The organism is Bradyrhizobium brasilense, from assembly GCF_029714345.1.
Taxonomy (GTDB): domain Bacteria; phylum Pseudomonadota; class Alphaproteobacteria; order Rhizobiales; family Xanthobacteraceae; genus Bradyrhizobium; species Bradyrhizobium australafricanum.
In genome coordinates this window covers 3,950,880-3,971,870 of sequence record NZ_CP121669.1, presented here as the reverse complement: position 1 = coordinate 3,971,870, position 20,991 = coordinate 3,950,880, and the positions used below count along the sequence as shown (strand labels likewise).

Here is a 20,991-nt window from a genome sequence, read left to right as displayed (position 1 = left end):
ACAGTTTCGCATTCTCGCGACATAAATCGTCCGAGTCTTGCCTTTCGTTCCGCGCTAGGTCCGCGCAACGCGCGCGACCCGATGATAGCTCCACGAAACCCATCATCTCACCGCGCGGATATGTTTGATGGGTTTCGCTTCGCTCTACCCATCCTACACGCCTGGACCTCCAATAACCGCCGGCAACGGTCCGAATATTGCTTGGCCTCGGCAGGCCAACGAGCTGTTATACTTCGCTGGCAGGATCGCCCACCCACTCGTAATTCCTCGCGCAATCCCTCGCAAACGAACAGGCAATGCAAAATCAACGTCCCGACCGCATCCGCAAGCTATTGGCCGACCTCGTCGCCTTCGACACCGTCAGCGACCGCAGCAATCTGCCCCTGATCGACTACATCGAGCGCTACCTCGCCTCGCTTGGCCTTACGGGGCAACGCATCGTCGATGAAACCGGGCAGAAATCCTCGTTGTGGGTCACTGTCGGCCCCGAGGACAAGGCCGGGCTGGTGCTGTCGGGGCATACCGATGTCGTGCCGGTTGTGGGACAGGACTGGAGCCACAACCCGTTCGAGCTCGTCGAGCGCGATGGCCGGCTGTACGGCCGCGGCACCACCGACATGAAGGGCTTTGTCGCCGTCTGCCTCGCGATGGTTCCCGAGATGCTCGCGGCAGATCTGAAGACGCCGATCAATCTTGCCATCTCCTATGACGAGGAGATCGGTTGCGTCGGCGTGCGTCCGATGCTGCGCGATGTCGCGCGCAAGCCGATCAAGCCGCTCGGCTGTTTCGTCGGCGAGCCGACCCAGATGCAGGTGATCATCGGGCACAAGGGCAAGCACGGCGTGCGCGCCACGTTCCGCGGGCTTGCCCGCCACTCCTCGATCGCGCCCGACGGCGTCAACGCCATCGAATATGCCGCCGACCTCATCACTGAGATCCGCCGCCGCGCCGTGCTGCTGGCCGCGGATGCCGAACAAGGCAGCCTCTACGATGTCCCACACTCGACCCTGCTCACCAGCATCGTGCATGGCGGCGCCGCGCTGAACATCGTGCCGGACTGTTGCGTGGTGGAATTCGAATGCCGCGGCATCGGCATCACCGAGTCGAGAGAGGTGACGGACGCGATCATCGCCTGGGCCAAGGCCGAGATCGAGCCTGACATGCGCAAGCGCCATCCGGACTGCGGCATCGACTTCGAGGAGATCCTCGACTACCCCGCGCTCGACACCGCGGCGGACGCTGCGATCGTCACGCTCGCCAAGCAATTTGCCGGCCGCAACGACCACGCCAAGGTCGCCTTCGGCACCGAGGCCAGCCTGTTCGTCAGCATGGCGGATGTGCCGTCCGTGGTGGTCGGCCCCGGCTCGATCGCACAGGCGCATACCCCGGATGAGTTCGTCGAGATGTCGCAGCTCGAAGCGTGCGGCGCATTCGTCGCACGGCTGATCGCACATTGCGCCAAGTGATTTGCAAATGATTGCGTAGGATCACGGATGCCTCACAGCCCATCCGGCGGCAGGCCCGGTCCGGTCGCGGCCGGACGGAGCTTGTCGCGCTTGCGCTCGCGGTAGAAGGCATAGAGGCCGGAGGCCACGATGATCGCGGCACCCGCGAGCATTGGACCGTCGGGCTTGTGGCCGAAGGCGAGATAGCCCGTCAGCATCGCCCACGGCAGCGCGGTATAGCGGAACGGCGCCACCGCCGAGATGTCGCCTGTGCGCAGCGACACGATGATGCACTGATAACCGATCAAGATCAGGACCGCGGCCAATATGAGCAGGCCGAGCGCGGTGCCGGACGGCGGCCGCCAGCCGCCGAGCGGGACAAGGACGACAGCACCCGCCGTCGTCACGGTCACGGTGGTGAGCAGCGTGATAAACACGGTCGGCAGCTCTTTCGGGATACGGCGGGTGGCGAGATCGCGCACCGCGCAGAAGCCGACCGACGCCAGCGCCAAGAGCGCAGCCTGGCTAAAGCCTTCCGCACCGGGCCGAACGATGACAAGCACGCCGATGAAGCCGGCCGCGATCGCAAGCCAGCGCCGCCAGCCGACCGGCTCGCCGAACACCAGCGCCGCACCGAGCGTGATGACCAGCGGCAGCGCCTGGAAGATCGCCGAGGCGTTGGCGAGCGGGATCTGCGCGATCGCGGAGAGATAGGTTAGCGTGCCGCCGATCTCGCCAAGGACGCGCAGCCCGACCGGCCAGATCAGCAGCACGCTGAAACTGCGCAGCGCGTCACGGTACCAGGCGAGCGCCGCGACCAGCACCATCGCAACCAGGCCGCGCACCAGCAGGATCTCGCCGATGTTGAGCTCCGCCGACACCGCCTTGGTGATGGTGTCGTTGACCGTGAAGCTGGCCATGGCCGCAGCCATGAACAGGCTGCCGCGAAGATTGGAGGAAAGAGCCAAAATGAAAATGTCCGATCAGGACCAGGGCGGGCGTTGACCGGACTGACTTGCCAAAGCGGCAGCGCGAACTCAAGTCACAGATGGCTACAATGCGGAAACATGCCGCACCTTGCAGCGGCGGCGCGAGCCTTTGGAATCGCGATCGGCCTACTGCTCCCTCGCCCCGCTCTTGCGGGGTCAAGACGAGCGCGGCTCGCTCTTAGAAGGTTGGGGTGAGTGAGGGGCTATCTCGACAAACCCGGTGACAGATGAACTCGCGGAGAGTCCCCCTCACCCGGATCGCATCTCGCGATGCGACACAGCGGAAGCTGCGCTTCGGCGTTCTTGAAGACGGCCGCCTCAGGCGGCCTATGCCTCTCCCCGCAAGCGGGGCGAGGTAAAAAGAAAGCGGCGCGAACCCTGCGGGATCGCGCCGCTTTCTCGGATCAGGTTGCGCCGGCCTTCTGCGCGTATTCCCATGACGCCTGCGACAGCGGCACGGTGCGCTTGGCCGACTCGAGGGCCTTGGCATTCGACGCGGTGCCGTCGCGGACCCGCCCCGCGATGCCCTGCGTGATGCCGGCAAGGCGGAACAGATTGTAGGAGAAATACCAGTTCAGGTCCGGCACCGGGATGCCGGTCACGTCGCAATAGATCCGCGCCGCTTCATCCTGGCTCGGAATGTTCAATGCCTTGAGATCGGCATTGACGAGGCCCGGCATGGTCCACTGCATCAAGAGGTAGGTGAAGTCGGCCATGGGATCGCCGAGCGTCGACAATTCCCAGTCCAGCACCGCCTGCACCCGCGGCTCGGTGGCGTGGAAGATCATGTTGTCGAGGCGATAGTCGCCATGAACGATCGAGACGCGCTTCTGCTCCGGAACGGTTTTCGGCAGCCACTCGGCGAGCTTCTCGAATTCGGGAATGTGCTGGGTTTCGGAGGCGCGGTACTGCTTGGTCCAGCGATCGACCTGCCGTGCAAAATAATTGCCGGGCTTGCCGAAATCGCCGAGGCCGATCGTCTCGGGATTGAACAGATGAAGCTTGGCCAGCGTCTCGATCTTGCTGGCGAAGATCTTGCGGCGCGCGTCGGGCTCCTGGCTCGGCAGCGTCGGATCCCAGAACACCCGCCCCTCCTCCATCGACATGATGTAGAAGGCCGAGCCGATCACGGCGTCGTCGGTGCACAGCGCGTAGGCTTTCGCGACCGGGAAATTCTGCTTCCCAAGCGCCGCGATCACGCGGAACTCGCGATCGACCGCATGCGCCGACGGCAACAATTTACCGAACGGCTTGCGCCGCATCACATAGTTGCGGCCGGGGGTCTCGAGCTTGTAGGTCGGGTTGGACTGGCCACCCTTGAACTGCAGGACCGTGAGCGGACCCTGATAGCCTTCGACGTGTTCCCTCATCCAGGCGTCGAGACTGGCCTCGTTGATACGATGGCGCTCCTCGACTTCCCTTGTGCCGGAAAATTCTTCGTCTTTCCTGACGCCGTCCGCCACGATGACGCTCCCTCAACTCGATTTTTCAAGGAGCGCGTCGGGGCGCTCCCTCAATCAGGCTGGCACGCCAGCCTGATCTCTCTTTTTCGTTCTGAGCACGATGTGCGCGCGAACGCCATGCGTTCCGCATCATGCTCAGTGCGACGTGTTTGCATACTTCCGAAGTTCAAGCCTGGCAATGGCGCGATTGTGCACCTCGTCCGGACCGTCCGCCAGGCGCAGCGTGCGGATGTGGGCATAGGCGCGGGCGAGCCCTGCTTCGTCGGAGACGCCGCCGCCGCCAAAGGCCTGGATCGCCTGGTCGATGATCTTGAGCGCCATGTTGGGAGCTGCGACCTTGATCATCGCGATCTCGGCCTGTGCGGTCTTGTTACCGACCTTGTCCATCATGTCGGCGGCCTTGAGGCAGAGCAGACGGTTCATCTCGATGTCGGTGCGGGCATCGCCGATGCGCTGCTCCCAGACCGAATGCTCGATGATCTTCTTGCCGAACGCGGTGCGCGAGGCGAGCCGCTTCACCATCTTCTCCAGCGCCTCCTCGGCCTGGCCGATGGTGCGCATGCAGTGATGGATGCGGCCCGGACCGAGACGGCCCTGCGCGATCTCGAAGCCGCGGCCTTCGCCGAGCAGGATGTTTTCCTTCGGCACCCGGACGTTCTCGAGCAGCACCTGGGCGTGGCCGTGCGGCGCATCGTCGAAGCCGAACACCGGCAGCATCTTCTCGACCTTGATGCCGGGGGTGTCGAGCGGCACCAGGATCTGCGACTGCTGCTGATGCTTGGCGGCGTTGAAGTCGGTCTTGCCCATCAGGATTGCGATCTTGCAGCGGGGATCACCGACGCCCGACGACCACCATTTGCGGCCGTTGATGACGTAGTGATCGCCGTCCTTCTCGATCCGGGTCTCGATGTTGGTGGCGTCGGAGGAAGCGACCGCCGGCTCGGTCATCAGGAAGGCGGAGCGGATCTCGCCGTCCATCAGCGGGCGCAGCCATTTGCGCTTCTGCTCCTTGGTGCCGTAGCGGATGAACACTTCCATGTTGCCGGTATCGGGGGCGGAGCAGTTGAACACTTCCGAAGCCCAGGAGATGCGGCCCATCTCCTCCGACAGCAGCGCGTATTCGAGATTGGTCAATCCCGCGCCATGGAATTCATCGTCCTCATGCGAGGACGGCGGCATGAACATGTTCCAGAGGCCTTCGGCCTTCGCCTTCTTCTTCAGGTCCTCGAGGATCGGGATTACCTTCCAGCGCGGGCCCTCGGCGTCCTGCTTGTCGTAGATCGGCACCGCCGGGCGAACATGCGTTTTCATGAAGGCCTGAACGCGCTCCAGCCATTCCTTCTGCCTGGCCGACATCGTGAAATCCATGGGACGCTCCTCGTTTCCTAGACTTGGGCCGCTGACCTGGGCCGATGACCTCGGCCGTAGCCATTTGCCGACATTGTTGTCCCCGCCTCCGCGGCTCGCAAGGGCGTTCGCGGAAGGGCGGCGGTGGTGTGCCAGAATGCTGCCCCGCGATCCGCGGATTGACATTTCCGACCGTTCAAACGATAGTTTCATACAATTGTTTGAAATGCAACCTCGCGTTCGTCATTCCGGGGCAGCCCGCAGGGCTGAACCCGGAATCTGGAAATTGTGGAGCGAGATTCCGGGTTCGATGCTGCGCATCGCCCCGGAATGACCGGAGGCTCTCAGCCATGGCCAGCGACCAGACCCGATCCGCCATTCTCGCCGCCGCCGAGCGGCTCTATGCCGACCGCGGCTTCGGCGACGTCACGCTGCGCGACATCGTCGCGGAGGCGAACGTCAACCTCGCTGCGGTGAACTATCATTTCGGCTCCAAGGACGAATTGATCGCGGAGCTGTTCGTCACCCGCAGCATCCAGACCAATCGCGAGCGTCTCAACGAATTGCGGGCGGCGGAGGAAAAAGGCGGCGGCCGCGCCGCGATCGAGGACATCATGCGCGCCCTCGTCGGCCCCACCCTGCGCGGCTGCCTCGGGCCGGATCGCGAGGGCTCGACCGCGGCGCGGTTCATGATCCGCGCCTCGATCGAATCCGTGCCGCCGATCCGCCGCATCAAGAATCGCGAGGTCGATCACTTGCGCAAGTTCGCCGCGGCGATGCGCCGCGCGATGCCAGCCAGCAGCGACACCGAGCTCTATTGGGGCCTGCACTTCGCGCTCGCGATGGCGCACCACACCATCCGCGAGAAGGAACGCCTGCTGCGGCTGTCGGAAGGCAAATGCGACCTCGACGACGTCCGCGGCATCATCGACCGCGTGGTCACGGTCTCGGTGATGGCACTGACGATGGGCGACGTGCCGAGCAGGCCGGCCGCGCGGCCGGTAGCGATGCACGGCCGGCTGACGCGGCAGGATTTGTGAAGCGAGGGCGCCGCTGCGGCGCCCTGCCCTTACACCATCGCGATGCAGTCGATCTCGACGTCGAACGGCCCGGTCCATTCCGGGATGCAGACGAAGATCCGCGCCGGCGGCTGCTGCGGGAAGTACCTTGCATAGACTGCATTGAAGGTCGTGAAGTGCTTTGCCGAGGTGCAGAACACGTTGCACTTCATCACATTGTCGAGCGTGGCGCCCGCAGCCTCGAGGCATTGCTTGAGCTGCTCCATCACCAGCTCGCTCTGCCGCTCGATCGAGGCACCGGCGGCGAACTCGCCAGTCGCAGGATCGAACGGCGGCAGGCCGGAGACGAAGATCATGCTGCCCGCACGCGTGACCGCCGACGCCGGCGCCTTCCAGCGCTCCAGCCAGCTCGAGATCGGTTCGACGCGGACCACTTCCCGTTTCATGATTGGCACCTTCGATGAGGGATCGATGGCGCCAAGATAGCGGGCGGATGTCAATGATGCTTCGATATTGGTCGAAGTGTTATTGCAGAATTCGGCGACCCTGGTCCCGTCACCCTGAGGAGCGCGCCCTTGCGCGCGTCTCGAAGGGTCGACGGCCACCAGCCGGGCCGTTCATCCTTCGAGACGCGGCCAAGTGGCCGCTCCTCAGGATGACGGAACGGTGGCCCGCGGCCTCGAAGTCAGCGCCTACAGAATCCCCTGCGCCTTCAGTCCCTCGACCTTGGCGTCGTCATAGCCGATGGTCGCCAGGACCTCCTTAGTGTCGGCCCCCAACAGCGGCGGGGCGCGGTATTCGGTGATCGGCGTGCCCGAGAAGGTCAGCGCGTTCCGGATCAGCGACAGGTTCGGCTCGAACGGATGATCGACCTTGACCCGCATGCCGCGCGACTGCACGTGCGGATCGCTGAACACCTGCTCGAAATTGTTGATCGGGCCCGACGGCACGCCGGCCTCCTCGAGCTTCTCCAGCCAATAGGCCACCGGCTTCTTCAGGAACAACCCGGCAAAGATCGCCATGATCTCCTTGCCGTGCACGACGCGGTCGTTGTTCTTGACGAAGCGCTTGTCGTTCGCGAGCTCGGGCTCGCCGAGCACGGCGCAGGTGCGCTGGAACTGGCCGTCATTGCCGACCACCAGCATCAGCTCGCCGTCGGTGCAGCGGAACACGCCGGCCGGCATGCCGCCATTGCCCCAGGTGCCGCGGCGCGGCGGGGTCTTGCCATTGACGAGGTAGATCTGCAGCCAGTGCGACAGCGATGCGATCACCGTGTCGAACAGGCAGACGTCGATGTGCTGCCCTTCCCCGTTGTTGGCGTCGCGATGGTAGAGCGCCGAGAGGATACCGATCGAGGTGTTCATGCCGGTCATGTAGTCGACGATCGAGGGGCCGACTTTCATCGGGCCCTCGCCCGGCTCGCCGTCGATATGGCCGGTGACGCTCATCAACCCGCCCATCGCCTGCAGGATCGCGTCATAGCCGGCGCGCGGCGCGTAAGGTCCGGTCTGGCCGAAACCGGTGACCGAGCAATAGATGATGCCGGGGTTGAGCTGCTTGATGGTCTCGTAGTCGAGGCCGTAGCGCTTGAGGTCGCCGACCTTGTAGTTCTCCATCATCACGTCGGCCGTCTTGGCGAGCTCGCGGATGATCGCCTGCCCTTCCGGCTTGGCGATGTTGACGGTGACCGATTTCTTGTTGCGGTTGGCGCAGAGGTAGAACGAGTTGTTGTTGTTCTGCTTGCCTTCGGGATCGGTGAGATAGGGCGGGCCGAAGGCGCGGGCGTCGTCGCCGCCGCCGGGCCGCTCGATCTTGATCACCTCGGCGCCGAGATCCGCCAGCATCTGGGCCGACAGCGGGCCCGCGAGCACCCGCGTCAGGTCGAGAATCTTGATGCCCGAGAGTGGCAGAGCCGACATGAACCTTCCTCCAAATCTTGCGATATCTTGATTATTCGGCGACGGACTGCGTCCTGCCCGTGTCTTGAGCGCGCCAGAGCCTGCCGATACACCATTTTGGCGTCGCGAGCACTGCATTGTCGGCATGAAGCCATCCCCGGACGGCCTATGTGCGAGCAGCCGCAGGGGAACCAGCTGCGAGAATCGGGCGATTGCCGCCACGCGAAATTGTGAAGATGGCCGACACCGATTTGCCGCGGCGTCAGCGGTATTTTGCCGCGACGAGGAGGAAACCATGCGGACGATCACGACGGTCGCGCTGCTGCTGACGCTGCTTGCGGTCGCGATGCCGGCGGTGGACGCGCGCGGCGGCCACGGCCATGGCGGCGGGCACAGTCACGGCATGCACGGCGGCGCCAATGGCGCCGGCGGATTTGCCGAGGACAAGCGCCACGGCAACGATGCCTTTACCAAGGCAGCTTCGGACGAGGAGGACCGCCTGCTCAACAGCAAGCTGAAGAGCATCTGCCGCGGCTGCTAGGACGCGGACATCGAGCGGATAGCTCAGGACGCGATCGCCTGCCGCGGCTGCGCGGTGGCGCCGATCAGCTTGCCGATCTCGGGCTTGCAGCCGCCGCAATTGGTGCCGGCCTTCAGACAGCGGCCGATCGCATCGACGCTGTCGGCGCCCTTTTTGATCTCGGCGGTGATCTGGTGCCGTCCGACGCTGAAGCAGGAGCAGACGATCGGGCCGACGTCCTCGCCCGCGCCGAACGGCCGTCCGGCGAGCAGCGACATCCGCGCGTTGGCCGACAATTGCTGCTCGGCGAACAGCCCGGTCAGCCAGGCCCGCGACGGCAGCGTGTGATCGGGTGCGATGAACACGCAGCCCTCGAGCCGGCCGTCGCGCACCGCCGCGTAGCGGAAGCGTCCCGCCGCCGGATCGCGATAGGCGATCCACTCGATCTCGACACCTTCGAGGCCGAGCTGCGCCCTCGCCCAGTCCCGCCAGCTCTCCGGACGAGTGTCGAGCGCAAGTTCCAGCCGCGTGCAATCTCCGGCCTTGCCGTAGACCCAATAGCCGCTTGCCGGACGCCGGATCGCGTCGCGGCTCAGGATGAAGGCGTGCCATTTCGGCGTATAGGGATCGGCCTTGACCGGCGTGTGCTTAGACTCCGGCTGGCCGGACACTGGATCTGTCGCCGGATTGACCAGCGCGTTGACGCGCCCCTCGCCGGCGAACTCCGCGTTCCAGTGCATCGGCACGAACATGCAGCCGCGGCGCTGGTCGGCGCTGACCACGACGCGCGCGATCATCTCGCCCCAGCTGCTGGTCAGCCGCACCAGTCCCTCGTTTTGCAGCCCGGCCTGCCGCGCATCCTCGGGGTGAAACTCGGCATAGGGTTCGAACACATGTGCCAGCAGCCGTCCGGTTTTGCCAGTCCGGGTCATGGTGTGCCACTGATCGCGCACGCGGCCAGTGTTGAGCACCAGCGGAAAGTCGCGGCTGGTGGCGTGGCGCGCCGCGCGCGGCGCCACCGGCACGAAGCGCGCCTTGTGATCCGGCGTGAAGAATTGCTGGCTCTCGAACATCCTTGGCGTGCCGGCCGGATGGTCTGACGTCACCGGCCACTGCACCGGCGCCAGCGCGTCATAGGCGGTATCGTCCAGCGTCGCCAGCGCCGAGATGTCGAAATCGCGCCGGCCGCTATTCTCGAAGCCCGACAGTTCGGCGTGCTCGCGGAACACCTCCGCCACCGAGGCGTGGTCGAAGCCGGAATATCCCATCCGGGCGGCGACGTCGCAGATGATGCGCCAGTCGGCGCGCGCTTCGCCCGGCGCTGCGAGGAACGGCCGCTGCCGCGAGATCCGGCGCTCGGAATTGGTGACGGTGCCGTCCTTCTCGCCCCACGCCAGCGCCGGCAGCAGCACGTCGGCATGGCGCGTGGTGTCGGTGTCGCGCATGCAATCCGTCACCACGACGAACTCGCAGGCGTCGAGCGCGGCGCGCGCGCGATCGGCATCCGGCAGGCTCACCACCGGATTGGTCGAGATGATCCACACCGCCTTGATGCGGCCGTCGGCGATCGCGTCGAACATGTCGACCGCCTTCAGCCCGGCCTTCTCCGCGATCACAGGCGCGCGCCAGAACCGCTGCACCAGCTCGCGGTGCACGGGATTCTCGATCTCCATATGCGCGGCGAGCTGGTTGGCGAGCCCGCCGACCTCGCGGCCGCCCATCGCGTTGGGCTGGCCGGTCAGCGAGAACGGCCCCATGCCGGGCCGGCCGATGCGCCCGGTCAACAGATGACAATTGATGATGGCGTTGACCTTGTCGACGCCGCTCGACGACTGGTTGATGCCTTGCGAATACAGCGTGACGACGCGCTCGGTGCGCGTGAACCAGTCGAAGAACAGCCCGACCGCGCCTTCGGTCAGGCCGCAGGTCGCCGCGGTCTGCGCCACGGTCTGGCCGCCGACCTGCTTCAGCGCGTCGACCACACCCGTCGTGCAATTGCCGACAAAGCCGCGGTCGACCGCGTTGCTGCCGGCGAGGAAGGCGAACAGGCCGTTGAACAGCACGGAGTCGCTGCCCGAGCGCAGCGGCAGATGCAGATCGGCGCCCTCGCAGGTCGCGGTGCGGCGCGGATCGATCACCACGATCTTGCAGGTCGGGTTCTTCTCCTTCGCCGCCAGCATGCGCTGGTGCAGGATCGGATGGCACCAGGCGGCGTTGGAGCCGACCAGCACGAGCAAGTCCGCCTGATCGAGATCCTCATAGCAGCCCGGCACGGTGTCGCTGCCGAACGCGCGCTTGTGCCCGGCGACGCTGGAGGCCATGCACAGCCGCGAATTGGTGTCGATATTGGCGGTGCCGACGAAGCCCTTGGCGAGCTTGTTGACGACGTAATAGTCCTCGGTCAGCAGCTGGCCGGAAACATAGAACGCGACCGCGTCGGGCCCGTACTCCCTGATGATCCTGCTAAAGCCATCGGCGACACGATCGAGCGCGTCGTCCCACGCCGCCGGCGCGCCGTCCACCATCGGCTCGAGCAGACGCCCATCGAGATCGATGGTCTCGGCGAGCGCCGAACCCTTGCTGCAGAGCCGGCCGAAATTGGCCGGATGCTGCTTGTCGCCCTCGACCTGGACGGCGCCCGCCGCGTCCTTCGACGCGATGACGCCACAGCCGACACCGCAATAGGGACACGTGGTCTTGACGGACATTGCCTGACCGCTCAGCTCACCGCCGCCGCCTGCCGCACCGACAGCCAGACAACGCCGTTCTCGACCTTGGCCGGGTGGGTATGCGTGCAGCCTTCGTCGGGCGCGACCGCCTGCCCGCTCGCCAGCTCGATGACGAAGTTATGCAGCGGACAGGTCACGCGCTTGTTGTGCACGATGCCCTGCGACAGCGGCCCGCCCTTGTGCGGGCAGCGGTCGTCGAGCGCGAACACCTCGTCGCTCTCGGTCCGGAACACCGCGATGTTGCCGCCCGGCGTACGCACCACGCGCGAGCCGAGCCGCGGAATGTCGGTCAATGCGCCGATTTCGATCCACTGGGTCATGCGAGCTCCAATTCGGCGAGAGGCGCGAACTCGTTGCGATCGACGCCGCGGCTGGCACGCTCGGCCCACGGATCGGTCTGCGCGAACTGCTGCGAATAGGCAAAGCGGGCGAACAGCGCCTTGCGGTTCGCAACGTCGTCGACCACCCGCTTCCTGATCTGCTCGAGACCGACGCGGTCGCACCATTTGTACATGCGCTCCAGATACCAGCCCTCCTCGCGGTAGAGCTGGGTCAGCGCCACGATCACCTCGAGGCATTCGTCCTCGGTCTCGACCTTGGTCAGGAACTCGGTGCCCTTGATGTGCAGTCCGGCGGCACCGGCGAAATGGATCTCGTAACCGGAATCGACGCAGACCACGCCGACGTCCTTGCAGGTCGCCTCCGCGCAGTTGCGCGGGCAGCCGGAGACGCCGAGCTTGACCTTGGCCGGCGTCCACGAGCCCCACATGAACTTCTCGAGCTTGACGCCGAGGCCGGTGGAATCCTGGGTGCCGAAGCGGCACCATTCGGAGCCGACACAGGTCTTCACCGTGCGCAGGCCCTTGGCGTAGGCGTGGCCCGACACCATGCCGGCGTCGTTGAGGTCGGCCCACACCGCCGGCAAGTCCTCCTTCTTGACGCCGAGCAGGTCGATGCGCTGGCCGCCGGTGACCTTCACCGTCGGGATGTTGAACTTCTCGGCGACGTCGGCGATCGCGCGCAGCTCGCTCGGCGTCGTGACGCCGCCCCACATCCGCGGCACCACCGAATAGGTGCCGTCCTTCTGGATGTTGGCGTGGACGCGCTCGTTGATGAAACGCGACTGCTGGTCGTCGCGATATTCGCCGGGCCAGGTCGCGAGCAGATAGTAATTCAGCGCCGGACGGCAGGAGTGACAGCCGTTCAGGGTCTTCCACTCCATGAAGCGCATGACCGTGGGAATGGTCTTGAGCTGCTGCTCGACGATCACGCGGCGAACGTCGTCGTGGCTATGATCGGTGCACTTGCACAGCGGCTTGACCTTCGGCGCGGCCGAATAGTCGCCGCCGAGCGTGAACGCCAGCACCTGCTCGACGAGGCCGGTGCAGGAGCCGCAGGACGACGACGCTTTGGTATGGGCGCGGACGTCGTCGAGCGTGAATAGCTTCTTCTCGCTTATCGCCTTGACGATGGCACCCTTGCAGACGCCGTTGCAGCCGCAGATCTCGGTCTCGTCGCTCATCGCGGCAACCGAGCTCTGGCCGCTGACGCCGCCATCGCCGAGATTGGCGGCGCCGAACACCAGGCGCTCGCGCATATGCGAGACGTCGGTGCCGTCGCGCAGATGCTGGAAGTACCAGGGACCGTCGATGGTGTCGCCATAGAGCACGGCGCCGATGATCTTCTTGTCCTTCAGGATGATGCGCTTGTAGACGCCGCGGTTGGCGTCCTGCAGCACGATCTCCTCCTTGTCCGGCCCCGGCGCGAAGTCGCCGGCGGAGAACAGGTCGATGCCGGTGACCTTCAGCTTGGTCGAGGTGACCGAGCCGTCATAGGTGGCAAAACCCTTCATCGCGAGGTGGTTGGCGCAGACCTTGGCCTGGTCGAACAGCGGCGCGACGAGACCGTAGGTCTGGCGGCGGTGCTGCACGCATTCGCCGACCGCGTAGATGCGGCCGTCATAGGTCTGCATGGTGTCGGAAACGACGATGCCGCGCTCGCAGTAGAGCCCGGCCTTCTTGGCGAGCTCGAAATTCGGGCGGATGCCGACCGCCATCACCACGAGATCGGCCGGCAGCTCCGTGCCGTCGCCGAACCGCACGCCGGTGACGCGGTCCTCGCCCAGGATCGCCTGGGTCTGCGCCGGCATCTTGAACACCATGCCGCGCTCTTCCAGCGACTTGCGCAACAGGCCGCCGGCCACTGGATCGAGCTGACGCTCCATCAGCGTGTCGAGCAGATGCACGACCGTGACGTTCATGCCGCGCTTCATCAGCCCGTTGGCGGCCTCGAGGCCGAGCAGGCCGCCGCCGATCACGACCGCATTGCGGTAGTCGGTCGAGGCCTTGATCATGCGGTCGACGTCGTAGATGTCGCGGAATCCGATCACGCCCGGCAGTTCCTTGCCCGGCAGCGGCAGCATGATCGGGTTTGAGCCCGTCGCGATCAGCAGGCGGTCATAGGGCACCCGCTCGCCGGCCTCGGTGACGACTTCGCAGGTCCGGCGATCGATCATAGTGATCGTCTCGCCCTTGCGCAGCGTGATGTTGTTGTCCTCGTACCAGTCGACGGTGTTGAGCATGATGTCGTCGACGGTCTTCTCGCCGGCGAGCACCGGCGACAGCAGGATGCGGTTGTAATTGCCGTAGGGCTCGGAGCCGAACACCGTGATGTCGTAGAGATCGGGCGCGCGCTCCAGCAGCGCCTCGACCGTCCGGATGCCGGCCATCCCGTTGCCGATCACCACGAGCTTCTGCTTGGTCACTTTGTCGAGCATGGTCTGCCTTTCAATTCCGACGGCGCTGCGCAGCGACGCGGCGTGCGTCGTTGATGGGCACCGATAAAGGTTTGGAGTTGTAGGAAGCCCAGCCGCGGGCGCAGACCGTCTTCGATGACGACCGATGTTCCGTTATTGATTGATATTCAAAACGCGTGCCAACTCGCGGCGGACGAATCCGACTGCAAAATCAATAGGTTTCCGGCCGATCAAAATCCACCAGTCCGCGCGCCGCGCCGACAGCCGGCCGAAATTTTAGCCACGCCGATGATCTCTTGTGCATCACAGCATCGCGGGCCGCGATGGCGATCGCGAAATCGCATTTGATGCGCGATCGCACGGACTTGGCGCATCGCACAAAAAAGCACCAGCATGCGCGTTTGCGCGGCGGCAGTTGCCGCAAGCCACGCCACGCGCGCCGGCGGAACGCTGTTCGCGATTGCGCGGCAACGTCTTGCGACTGCACGGCAAAGCGACACGACCTGATCGATGGCACGGTAATTGCTGACCCCAGCTGTTGACGGAGTGCGTCTCAACGACGAGCGCACTCACCATTCACCAACATTCCATTTGTCTGCGCCTGAGATGGCCGCGCTTTCGCGGCTGCCTCCGCCGCATCAACGCGAGATGCTTGCGATGAAGCTAGCCGAGTTCAAGAAGGCAGGTCACTGGCCGACCCTGCTTGCCGCGTTCCTGTACTTCGACATCAGTTTCATGGCGTGGGTCGCGCTCGGACCGCTGATCGTCTACATCGCGCGAGACATGAATCTTGCCGTGAACGAGAAGTTCACCCTGGTCGCCATTCCCGTGCTGGCCGGCGCGCTGCTGCGCGTGCCGATGGGCATTCTCGCCGACATCATCGGCGCCAAGCGCACCGGCATCATCGCCCAGCTCGTCGTGATCGCCGCGACTGCTGCGGTGTGGCACTTCGGGCTGACCAGCAAGCTCGCGATCGAGCTGTTCGGGCTTGCGCTCGGCGTCGGCGGCGCCTCGTTTGCCGTCGCCCTGCCCCAGGCGAGCCGCTGGTATCCGCCGCAATATCAGGGCGTGGTGATGGGCATCGCCGGTGCCGGCAATATGGGCGTCGTGCTCGACACGCTGCTCGCGCCGACCATTGCCGAGCATTGGGGCTGGCAGGCCGTGTTCGGCTGCCTGCTTATTCCGATGCTGATGGTGCTTGCCTATTACGCGTTCGCAGCCAAGGACGCGCCGGGCGAGCGCAAGAAGGTCTCGCTGCATGCCTACGGCGCACTGCTGAAGGATTCCGACAGCCGCTGGTTCATGTTCTTCTACTTCATCACCTTCGGCGGCTTCGTCGGCCTCGCCAACGCGCTGCCGCTCTATTTCACCGTGCAGTATCATGTCTCCGGCGTCGCGGCCGGCATGCTGGTCGCGCTGATCGTCGCCTTCGGCTCGGGATTCCGTCCCGTCGGCGGCATGATCGCCGACCGGATCGGCGGCATCCGTTCGCTGTCGATCCTGTTCGGTGTCGTGGTCGCGGCCTATCTCGTCATTGCCTTCATGCCGGAGGGCCCGACTGCGCCGACGCAGGCCGGCTGGGCCTTGACCGAACTGCCGCGCATCGCCTGGATCTCGGTGCTGCTGTTCTCGATCGGCGTGCTGGCGCTCGGCATGGGCAACGGCGCGGTGTTCCAGCTGATCCCGCTGCGCTTCCGTCACGAGATCGGCTTGATGACCGGGCTGGTCGGCTGCGCCGGCGGCGTCGGCGGCTTCTTCCTTGCCCAGACGCTAGGCGCCGCCAAGGGCATGACCGGCGGCTTCGGCGCCGGCTTCCTGTTCTTCGGCGGGCTGGCGTTGCTTGGCTTCATCGGACTTGCCATGGTCAAGGTTCGCTGGCGCACCACCTGGGGCGCGGTATCGGGAGCGCGCGTCTGAGGACTCCGCTCCGCAACATGACGGGGCCCGGACGTGGCGAACGGTTCGCAACGGGACTTGGGGGTGCGCGTCGGCTTTGCCAGCGAGACCGGCAGGCGCGCCGCCAATGAGGACTATGTCGCGGCCTGCTTGGGCCAGCCGGGCGCGGTTCACCGCGACGTCGTGGCCGCGGTCGCCGACGGCGTCGGCGGCCACAAGGGCGGACGCGAGGCCGCAGAGGTCGCGGTCCGCAGCTTCATCGACGCCTATTATTCGTTGCCCGAGACGCTCGGCGTCCGCCGCCGCGCCGCGCGGGCGCTGGAAGCCGCCAACAGCTGGATCTACGGCCAGGGCCGCGTCGATGCCGCGCGCAGCGGCATGGCCTGCGCGTTCTCCTCGATCATCCTGTCGCGGCGGCAATGCCATGTGATCCATATCGGCGACACCCGTGCCTATCGCCTGAGCGACGGCCGACTGGAACGCCTGACGCAGGACCATATCGCCGGCCGCGGCGACCTCGCCCACATGCTGAACCGGGCCATCGGTTTCGAGGAATTCGCCCGCTTCGACTACACGTCCCTCGGGCTCCGGCAGCACGACCGTCTCCTGATCTGCAGCGACGGGGTTCACGGCGCGCTCGGCGATTTGCGCCTCCAGCAATTGCTGGAGGAACGCACGCCGCCCGACGAGTCCGCGCGCAGCATCGTCGACGCCGCCCTCGCGGCCGGCAGCAGCGACAACACGACCGCACTGGTGCTCGACGTCGTCGACCTGCCGCCGGCGGACCGCGACGATCTCACCCACGCGATCGCGACGCTGCCGATCCTCGATTTGCCGGTGACCGGCGATACGATCGACGATTTCAGCCTCGGCGACGTCTTGTCCGACGGACGCTACAGCCGCCTGTTCAAGGCGATCGACAAGCGCGCCGGCCGCGAAGTGGTGCTGAAGTTTCCACATCCACGGGTCGCGAGCGAAGGCTCCTACCGCCTCGCTTTCGTGCGCGAGGCCTGGGTCGCCGCGCGCGTGCGCAGCCTCTGGATCGGCGAAATCATTGAGGTGCCGGCGGAGCGGCAGACCAGGCTCTATTCGGCGATGCCGCTCTACGAGGGTGAAACACTGGAGCAGCGGCTTGGCCGCGCGCCGCGGCTGTCGCTCACCGACGGCATCGCGATCGCAACCAAGCTGGTGCGCGCGGTCACCGCGCTGCACCGCGCCGGCATCATCCATCGCGATATCAAGCCCGACAACGTGATCCTGTTGAAGGACGGCGGGTTGCGCCTTGTCGATCTCGGCGTCGCGCGGGTGCCGCTGCTGGAGGATTTTCCCGCCGAGGACATTCCGGGCACCGCGAGCTACATGGCGCCAGAACTGTTCGGCGGCAAGGCCGGCGACGAGGCCTCCGACCTGTTCGCGCTCGGCGTCACGGTCTACCGCATGTTCACCGCGAACTATCCGTTCGGCGAGATCGAGCCGTTCTCGCGGCCGCGCTTCGGCAAGCCGGCGCCGCTGTCGCGCTACCGGCCGGACCTGCCGGCCTGGCTCGACGCGGTGATCGGCAAGGCGCTCAGCGTCGACCCGGCACAACGCTTCGGCGATGCCATCGAGTTCGCGCACGAACTGGAAAACGGCGCCACCTGGGCCGGCCCCGCCGTCACCACCCGCAAATCGCTGCACGACCGCGATCCCGTCACCTTCTGGAAGGTGCTGTGCGCGATCCTGGCCTTGATGGTCGTAGTGCTGCTGGCGCGGCATTAGAGCCGCGAACGCAACGTCACTGAGCCTTTGTCACAAGCGGACAACCGCCTTCCGCGAGCGGCCGCCAGGCTTCCTCCGGCGAAATCGTTGCGATCACCTTTTCATAGTCCCAAGGCTCGCGCGATTCGGATGGCGATTTGGCCTGGACCAAATACATCGAACGCATCACCTGCCCATCCTCGCGGATCTGTGCACTCTGCGTCATGAAATCGTTGACCGGAAGCTTGCGCATGGCGGTGGCAACGGCGCCGGCGTCGTCAGTTCCGGCCGCTTGCACGGCCTTCAGATAATGCATCGTTCCACTGTAGACGCCGGCCTGGATCATGGTCGGCGCCTGCCCGTGCCGACGCGCCATGAAGCGATGAGCGAAGGTCCGGGTCGCCTCGTCCTGGGTCCACGAGAACGACGTCGCGTAGATGATGCCCTGCGCCGCCTGAAGGCCGAGCGAATGCACGTCCGTGATCAGCATCAGAAGGGCGACGATGTTCTGGTCGGCAGATTTTCCGATGCCGAACTCCGCGGCCTGCTTCAGGCTGTTGACGGTATCTCCGCCCGCGTTCGCCAATGCGATGACTTTTGCCTTCGAGTTCTGTGCCTGAAGCAGGAACGACGACAGGTCCGACGCTCCGAGTGGATGGCGAACCGAGCCGACGACCTTGCTGCCCACGGCCGTGATGAAGCTTGATGCGTCCCGCTCCAGCGCGTGACCAAAGGCGTAGTCCGCGGTCAGGAAGAACCACGTATCCGCGCCCTTCCTGAGCATGGCCTTGGTGACGGCGGAGGCTTCAGCGTAAGTGCTGTAGGTGAAATGAAACCCATAAGGCGAGCACTGCTTTCCGGTAAGATCGGAACTGCCCGGCCCGGAAATCACAAAGATGCGCTTCTTCTCGCGGGTGATGGCCTGAATGGCCAGTGCCGTCGCCGAATTGCCGCCATCGGCAATCAGATCGACACCGTTCTCGTCGATCCAGCGACGCACGATACCGGAGGCGATATCGGGCTTGTTCTGATGGTCGGCTGAGATCAGCTCTATCTTCTTTCCGAGCACGGTCGGGCCAAAATCCTCGATCGCGAGCCGGGCCGCTTCCACCGAGCCTTCGCCCCCAAGATCGGAATAAAGGCCCGACATGTCGTTGATGACGCCGATCCGCACCACGTCGCCGGACACCTGCGCGCGCACGGACCCAACCGCAGCCAAGCACAAGACCGCCGTGAACGCGGCCGCAATCGATCGCATGGAAACCTCCCCCTCGATGTTTTTTGTTCTGTTGTGGTCAGGCCGTCAGGGACCTGACCGCTTGATCGAGTGTGACCGATGCATCGCTCAGCATCAGACCGATCGCATCGCGCTCCCACGCGTCATCGGCCGGGGCCAGCGGATCCTTCGTCGACAAGCGATGTTCGAGCACGAAACGTGACAGCAACAGGCGCCTCGGATCGACCTCCGGCTGGCACCCTTCCCAGGCGAGAACGATCGCCGACGCCGCATGGTAGAGCGCGCTCGCCGCCAGCCGCGCGGTGTGCTCAGAGCCGGGATCGGCCGCGACCCGCTCGGCAAACGCGATCGCGCGGTCGAGCGCGGTGCGAAGGCGCTTGCGGAACGGCTCGGGCAACGCCTTCGCCTCCTCGATGCGCGCGTGCAACACGGATACTAGTGCCCGGTGCGCGCCGCTCTTGCCGACGGCGCGCGAAATGATGTCGAGCGCGTTGATGTTGCTGGTGCCCTCCCAGAGCACGCCGACATGGGCGTCGCGCACCAGCCGCGGCTGCACCCATTCCTCGATGTAGCCATTGCCGCCGCGCACCTCCATCGCGCCGGTGGCGACCGGAATGTTGTCGCGGCAGGCGCGATACTTCAAGAGCGGCGTCAGGATGCGCAGCAGGTCCCTCGCCTGCGCCGAACCGGCATTGGCATCGTCCATTGCGCGCGCCGCCAGCAGCACCATCGACAGCGCCTGCTCGGTCGGCACGATCAGCTTCATCAGTTGACGGCGCAGCAGCGGAAAATCAATGACACGCTGGCCGAACGCCACGCGCGACGAGGCGCTGACCATGGCCTCGTTGACACAGCGCCGCATCATCGCCGCGGCACGCACGCCGTGCGACAGGCGCGAGAGGTTGACCTGCTCCATCATCTGCTTGAGGCCCTGCGCCGGATCACCGACCAGATAAGCAACCGCGTTGTCGAGTCGGATCTCGCCCGATGCCATCGATTTGGTGCCGAGCTTGTCCTTGAGGCGGACGATCCGGTAGCTGTTGCGCCGGCCGTCCTTAAGGCGGCGCGGCAGCGCGAACAGCGCGAGCCCCTTGGTGCCCGCGGGCGCGCCTTCCGGCCGCGCCAGCATCAGCGCGACGTCGGCATCGGCGTGGGAACAGAACCATTTGTCGCCGGTCAGACGCCAGACGTCGCCATCGCGGCGCGCAACGGTCTCGACGGCGCCGACATCGGAGCCGCCGGCGCGCTCGGTCATGAACTGCGTGCCCTTCCACAGCGTCGCCATGTCGTCCGACAGCATCTTCGGCAGCAGATAGGCCTTCAGCTCCTCCGAGCCGAATTTGCGGACCAAGTGGGTCGACGTGTCGGTGACGCTGATCGGACACATCAGCCCGAACTCGGACTGCACGAACAGATACTGAAATACATACTTGGCCACGGCGGGCAGCGGCCGGTCCATGCCGAGCACGCCGGCGCGATGGCTCATGGCGTGAAACTGAAAATCGCCGAAGGCGATCGCTTCCATCTCGCGATAGGCGGGATGATAGTCGATCCAGTCTTCGTCCCGGCCGTAAGCGTCCCTTGGGTTGAGCACCGGCGCATGCTTGTCGGCGATCCGGGCCAGCCGGTCGAGCCTGCCGCCGGCCAGCTCGCCGAGACGCCTGAAGTGCGGCTCCAGCCGCTCGCGATCCTCGCGCGACAGGTAAAGCCCCAGAAGGCTGCGAAGTCCGCGATCGAGATCATAGAAGTTGAGGCCTGCGCAATCATGCGAGATGTGGCGGGCCGGATCGGCGACATCGGCGGAGCTGCGAAGGTCGCGCGCGCTCATCTGCATCGGGTCTCTCCTGGTTCGGGATGACGTCGCAGCGGCCTTGCCGGTGTGCGGGATGTCATCGCCCGGTGTTCAAACTTCGCCTGCAACATCGGGAACGATCGCTGTGATGTCCATCGGCGGAC

General features: G+C 65.4%; 15 protein-coding genes. 5 read left to right on the top strand and 10 right to left on the bottom strand.

Annotation, left to right across the window (positions count from 1 at the left end; translation table 11 throughout):
- The first annotated feature begins 296 nt into the window (after positions 1–296).
- Positions 297–1,466 carry an acetylornithine deacetylase gene (gene argE, locus QA635_RS18515; protein WP_283070872.1) on the top strand — a complete coding sequence of 390 codons (1,170 nt, stop codon included), beginning with the start codon at positions 297–299 and terminating at the stop codon, positions 1,464–1,466.
- Between the two features lie 32 nt (positions 1,467–1,498).
- On the opposite strand, the gene QA635_RS18510 is transcribed toward argE, so the two are convergent.
- From QA635_RS18510 to QA635_RS18500, 3 genes are all read right to left on the bottom strand, one after another.
- A complete protein-coding gene (locus QA635_RS18510) occupies positions 1,499–2,413 on the bottom strand; it encodes a DMT family transporter (protein ID WP_092082390.1) in 915 nt (304 codons plus the stop codon).
- A 425-nt stretch (positions 2,414–2,838) separates the two neighbouring features.
- Positions 2,839–3,897 carry a phosphotransferase family protein gene (locus QA635_RS18505; RefSeq protein WP_283070870.1) on the bottom strand — a complete coding sequence of 353 codons (1,059 nt, stop codon included), beginning with the start codon at positions 3,895–3,897 and terminating at the stop codon, positions 2,839–2,841.
- Between the two features lie 135 nt (positions 3,898–4,032).
- Complete coding sequence (locus tag QA635_RS18500) at positions 4,033–5,265, bottom strand: acyl-CoA dehydrogenase family protein (protein ID WP_225646145.1); 1,233 nt, start codon at positions 5,263–5,265, stop codon at positions 4,033–4,035.
- Between the two features lie 329 nt (positions 5,266–5,594).
- On the opposite strand from QA635_RS18500, the gene QA635_RS18495 reads away from it, so the two are divergent.
- Positions 5,595–6,284 (top strand): TetR/AcrR family transcriptional regulator, encoded by a 690-nt coding sequence (locus QA635_RS18495; RefSeq protein ID WP_283070868.1) that lies wholly within the window; start codon positions 5,595–5,597, stop codon positions 6,282–6,284.
- A gap of 29 nt (positions 6,285–6,313) precedes the next feature.
- Here QA635_RS18495 and QA635_RS18490 read toward each other — a convergent pair whose 3' ends face one another.
- Positions 6,314–6,709, bottom strand: a complete 396-nt coding sequence (locus QA635_RS18490) for a Rid family hydrolase (protein ID WP_283070866.1) — start codon at positions 6,707–6,709, stop codon at positions 6,314–6,316.
- 246 nt (positions 6,710–6,955) lie between these two features.
- Complete coding sequence (locus QA635_RS18485; protein ID WP_283070856.1) at positions 6,956–8,182, bottom strand: CaiB/BaiF CoA transferase family protein; 1,227 nt, start codon at positions 8,180–8,182, stop codon at positions 6,956–6,958.
- A 274-nt stretch (positions 8,183–8,456) separates the two neighbouring features.
- On the opposite strand from QA635_RS18485, the gene QA635_RS18480 reads away from it, so the two are divergent.
- Entirely contained in the window at positions 8,457–8,702 is a 246-nt protein-coding gene (locus QA635_RS18480) for a hypothetical protein (RefSeq protein ID WP_283070852.1), read from the top strand.
- A gap of 23 nt (positions 8,703–8,725) precedes the next feature.
- Here QA635_RS18480 and QA635_RS18475 read toward each other — a convergent pair whose 3' ends face one another.
- From QA635_RS18475 to nirB, 3 genes are read right to left on the bottom strand one after another with little or no spacing between them, the layout of a single operon-like run.
- Positions 8,726–11,389: a nitrate reductase gene (locus QA635_RS18475; protein WP_283070851.1), complete on the bottom strand. Its 2,664-nt coding sequence runs from the start codon at positions 11,387–11,389 to the stop codon at positions 8,726–8,728.
- Positions 11,390–11,400: 11 nt separating this feature from the next.
- On the bottom strand, positions 11,401–11,730 hold the full coding sequence (gene nirD / locus QA635_RS18470; protein ID WP_028335429.1) for a nitrite reductase small subunit NirD: 330 nt from the start codon (positions 11,728–11,730) through the stop codon (positions 11,401–11,403).
- Positions 11,727–14,186, bottom strand: coding sequence for a nitrite reductase large subunit NirB (nirB, locus tag QA635_RS18465; protein ID WP_283070848.1), 2,460 nt, complete (start codon positions 14,184–14,186; stop codon positions 11,727–11,729). Before nirB ends, nirD begins: the two co-directional genes overlap by 4 nt.
- A 636-nt stretch (positions 14,187–14,822) precedes the next feature.
- On the opposite strand from nirB, the gene QA635_RS18460 reads away from it, so the two are divergent.
- Positions 14,823–16,082: an MFS transporter gene (locus QA635_RS18460; protein ID WP_283070847.1), complete on the top strand. Its 1,260-nt coding sequence runs from the start codon at positions 14,823–14,825 to the stop codon at positions 16,080–16,082.
- A gap of 63 nt (positions 16,083–16,145) precedes the next feature.
- Entirely contained in the window at positions 16,146–17,819 is a 1,674-nt protein-coding gene (locus QA635_RS18455) for a bifunctional protein-serine/threonine kinase/phosphatase (RefSeq protein WP_283070845.1), read from the top strand.
- Between the two features lie 16 nt (positions 17,820–17,835).
- Here the strand turns inward: QA635_RS18455 and QA635_RS18450 are convergent, their stop codons facing one another.
- Positions 17,836–19,056 carry an ABC transporter substrate-binding protein gene (locus QA635_RS18450; RefSeq protein WP_283070843.1) on the bottom strand — a complete coding sequence of 407 codons (1,221 nt, stop codon included), beginning with the start codon at positions 19,054–19,056 and terminating at the stop codon, positions 17,836–17,838.
- 37 nt (positions 19,057–19,093) lie between these two features.
- Positions 19,094–20,869 carry an acyl-CoA dehydrogenase family protein gene (locus tag QA635_RS18445; RefSeq protein WP_283070842.1) on the bottom strand — a complete coding sequence of 592 codons (1,776 nt, stop codon included), beginning with the start codon at positions 20,867–20,869 and terminating at the stop codon, positions 19,094–19,096.
- Positions 20,870–20,991: the final 122 nt, after the last annotated feature.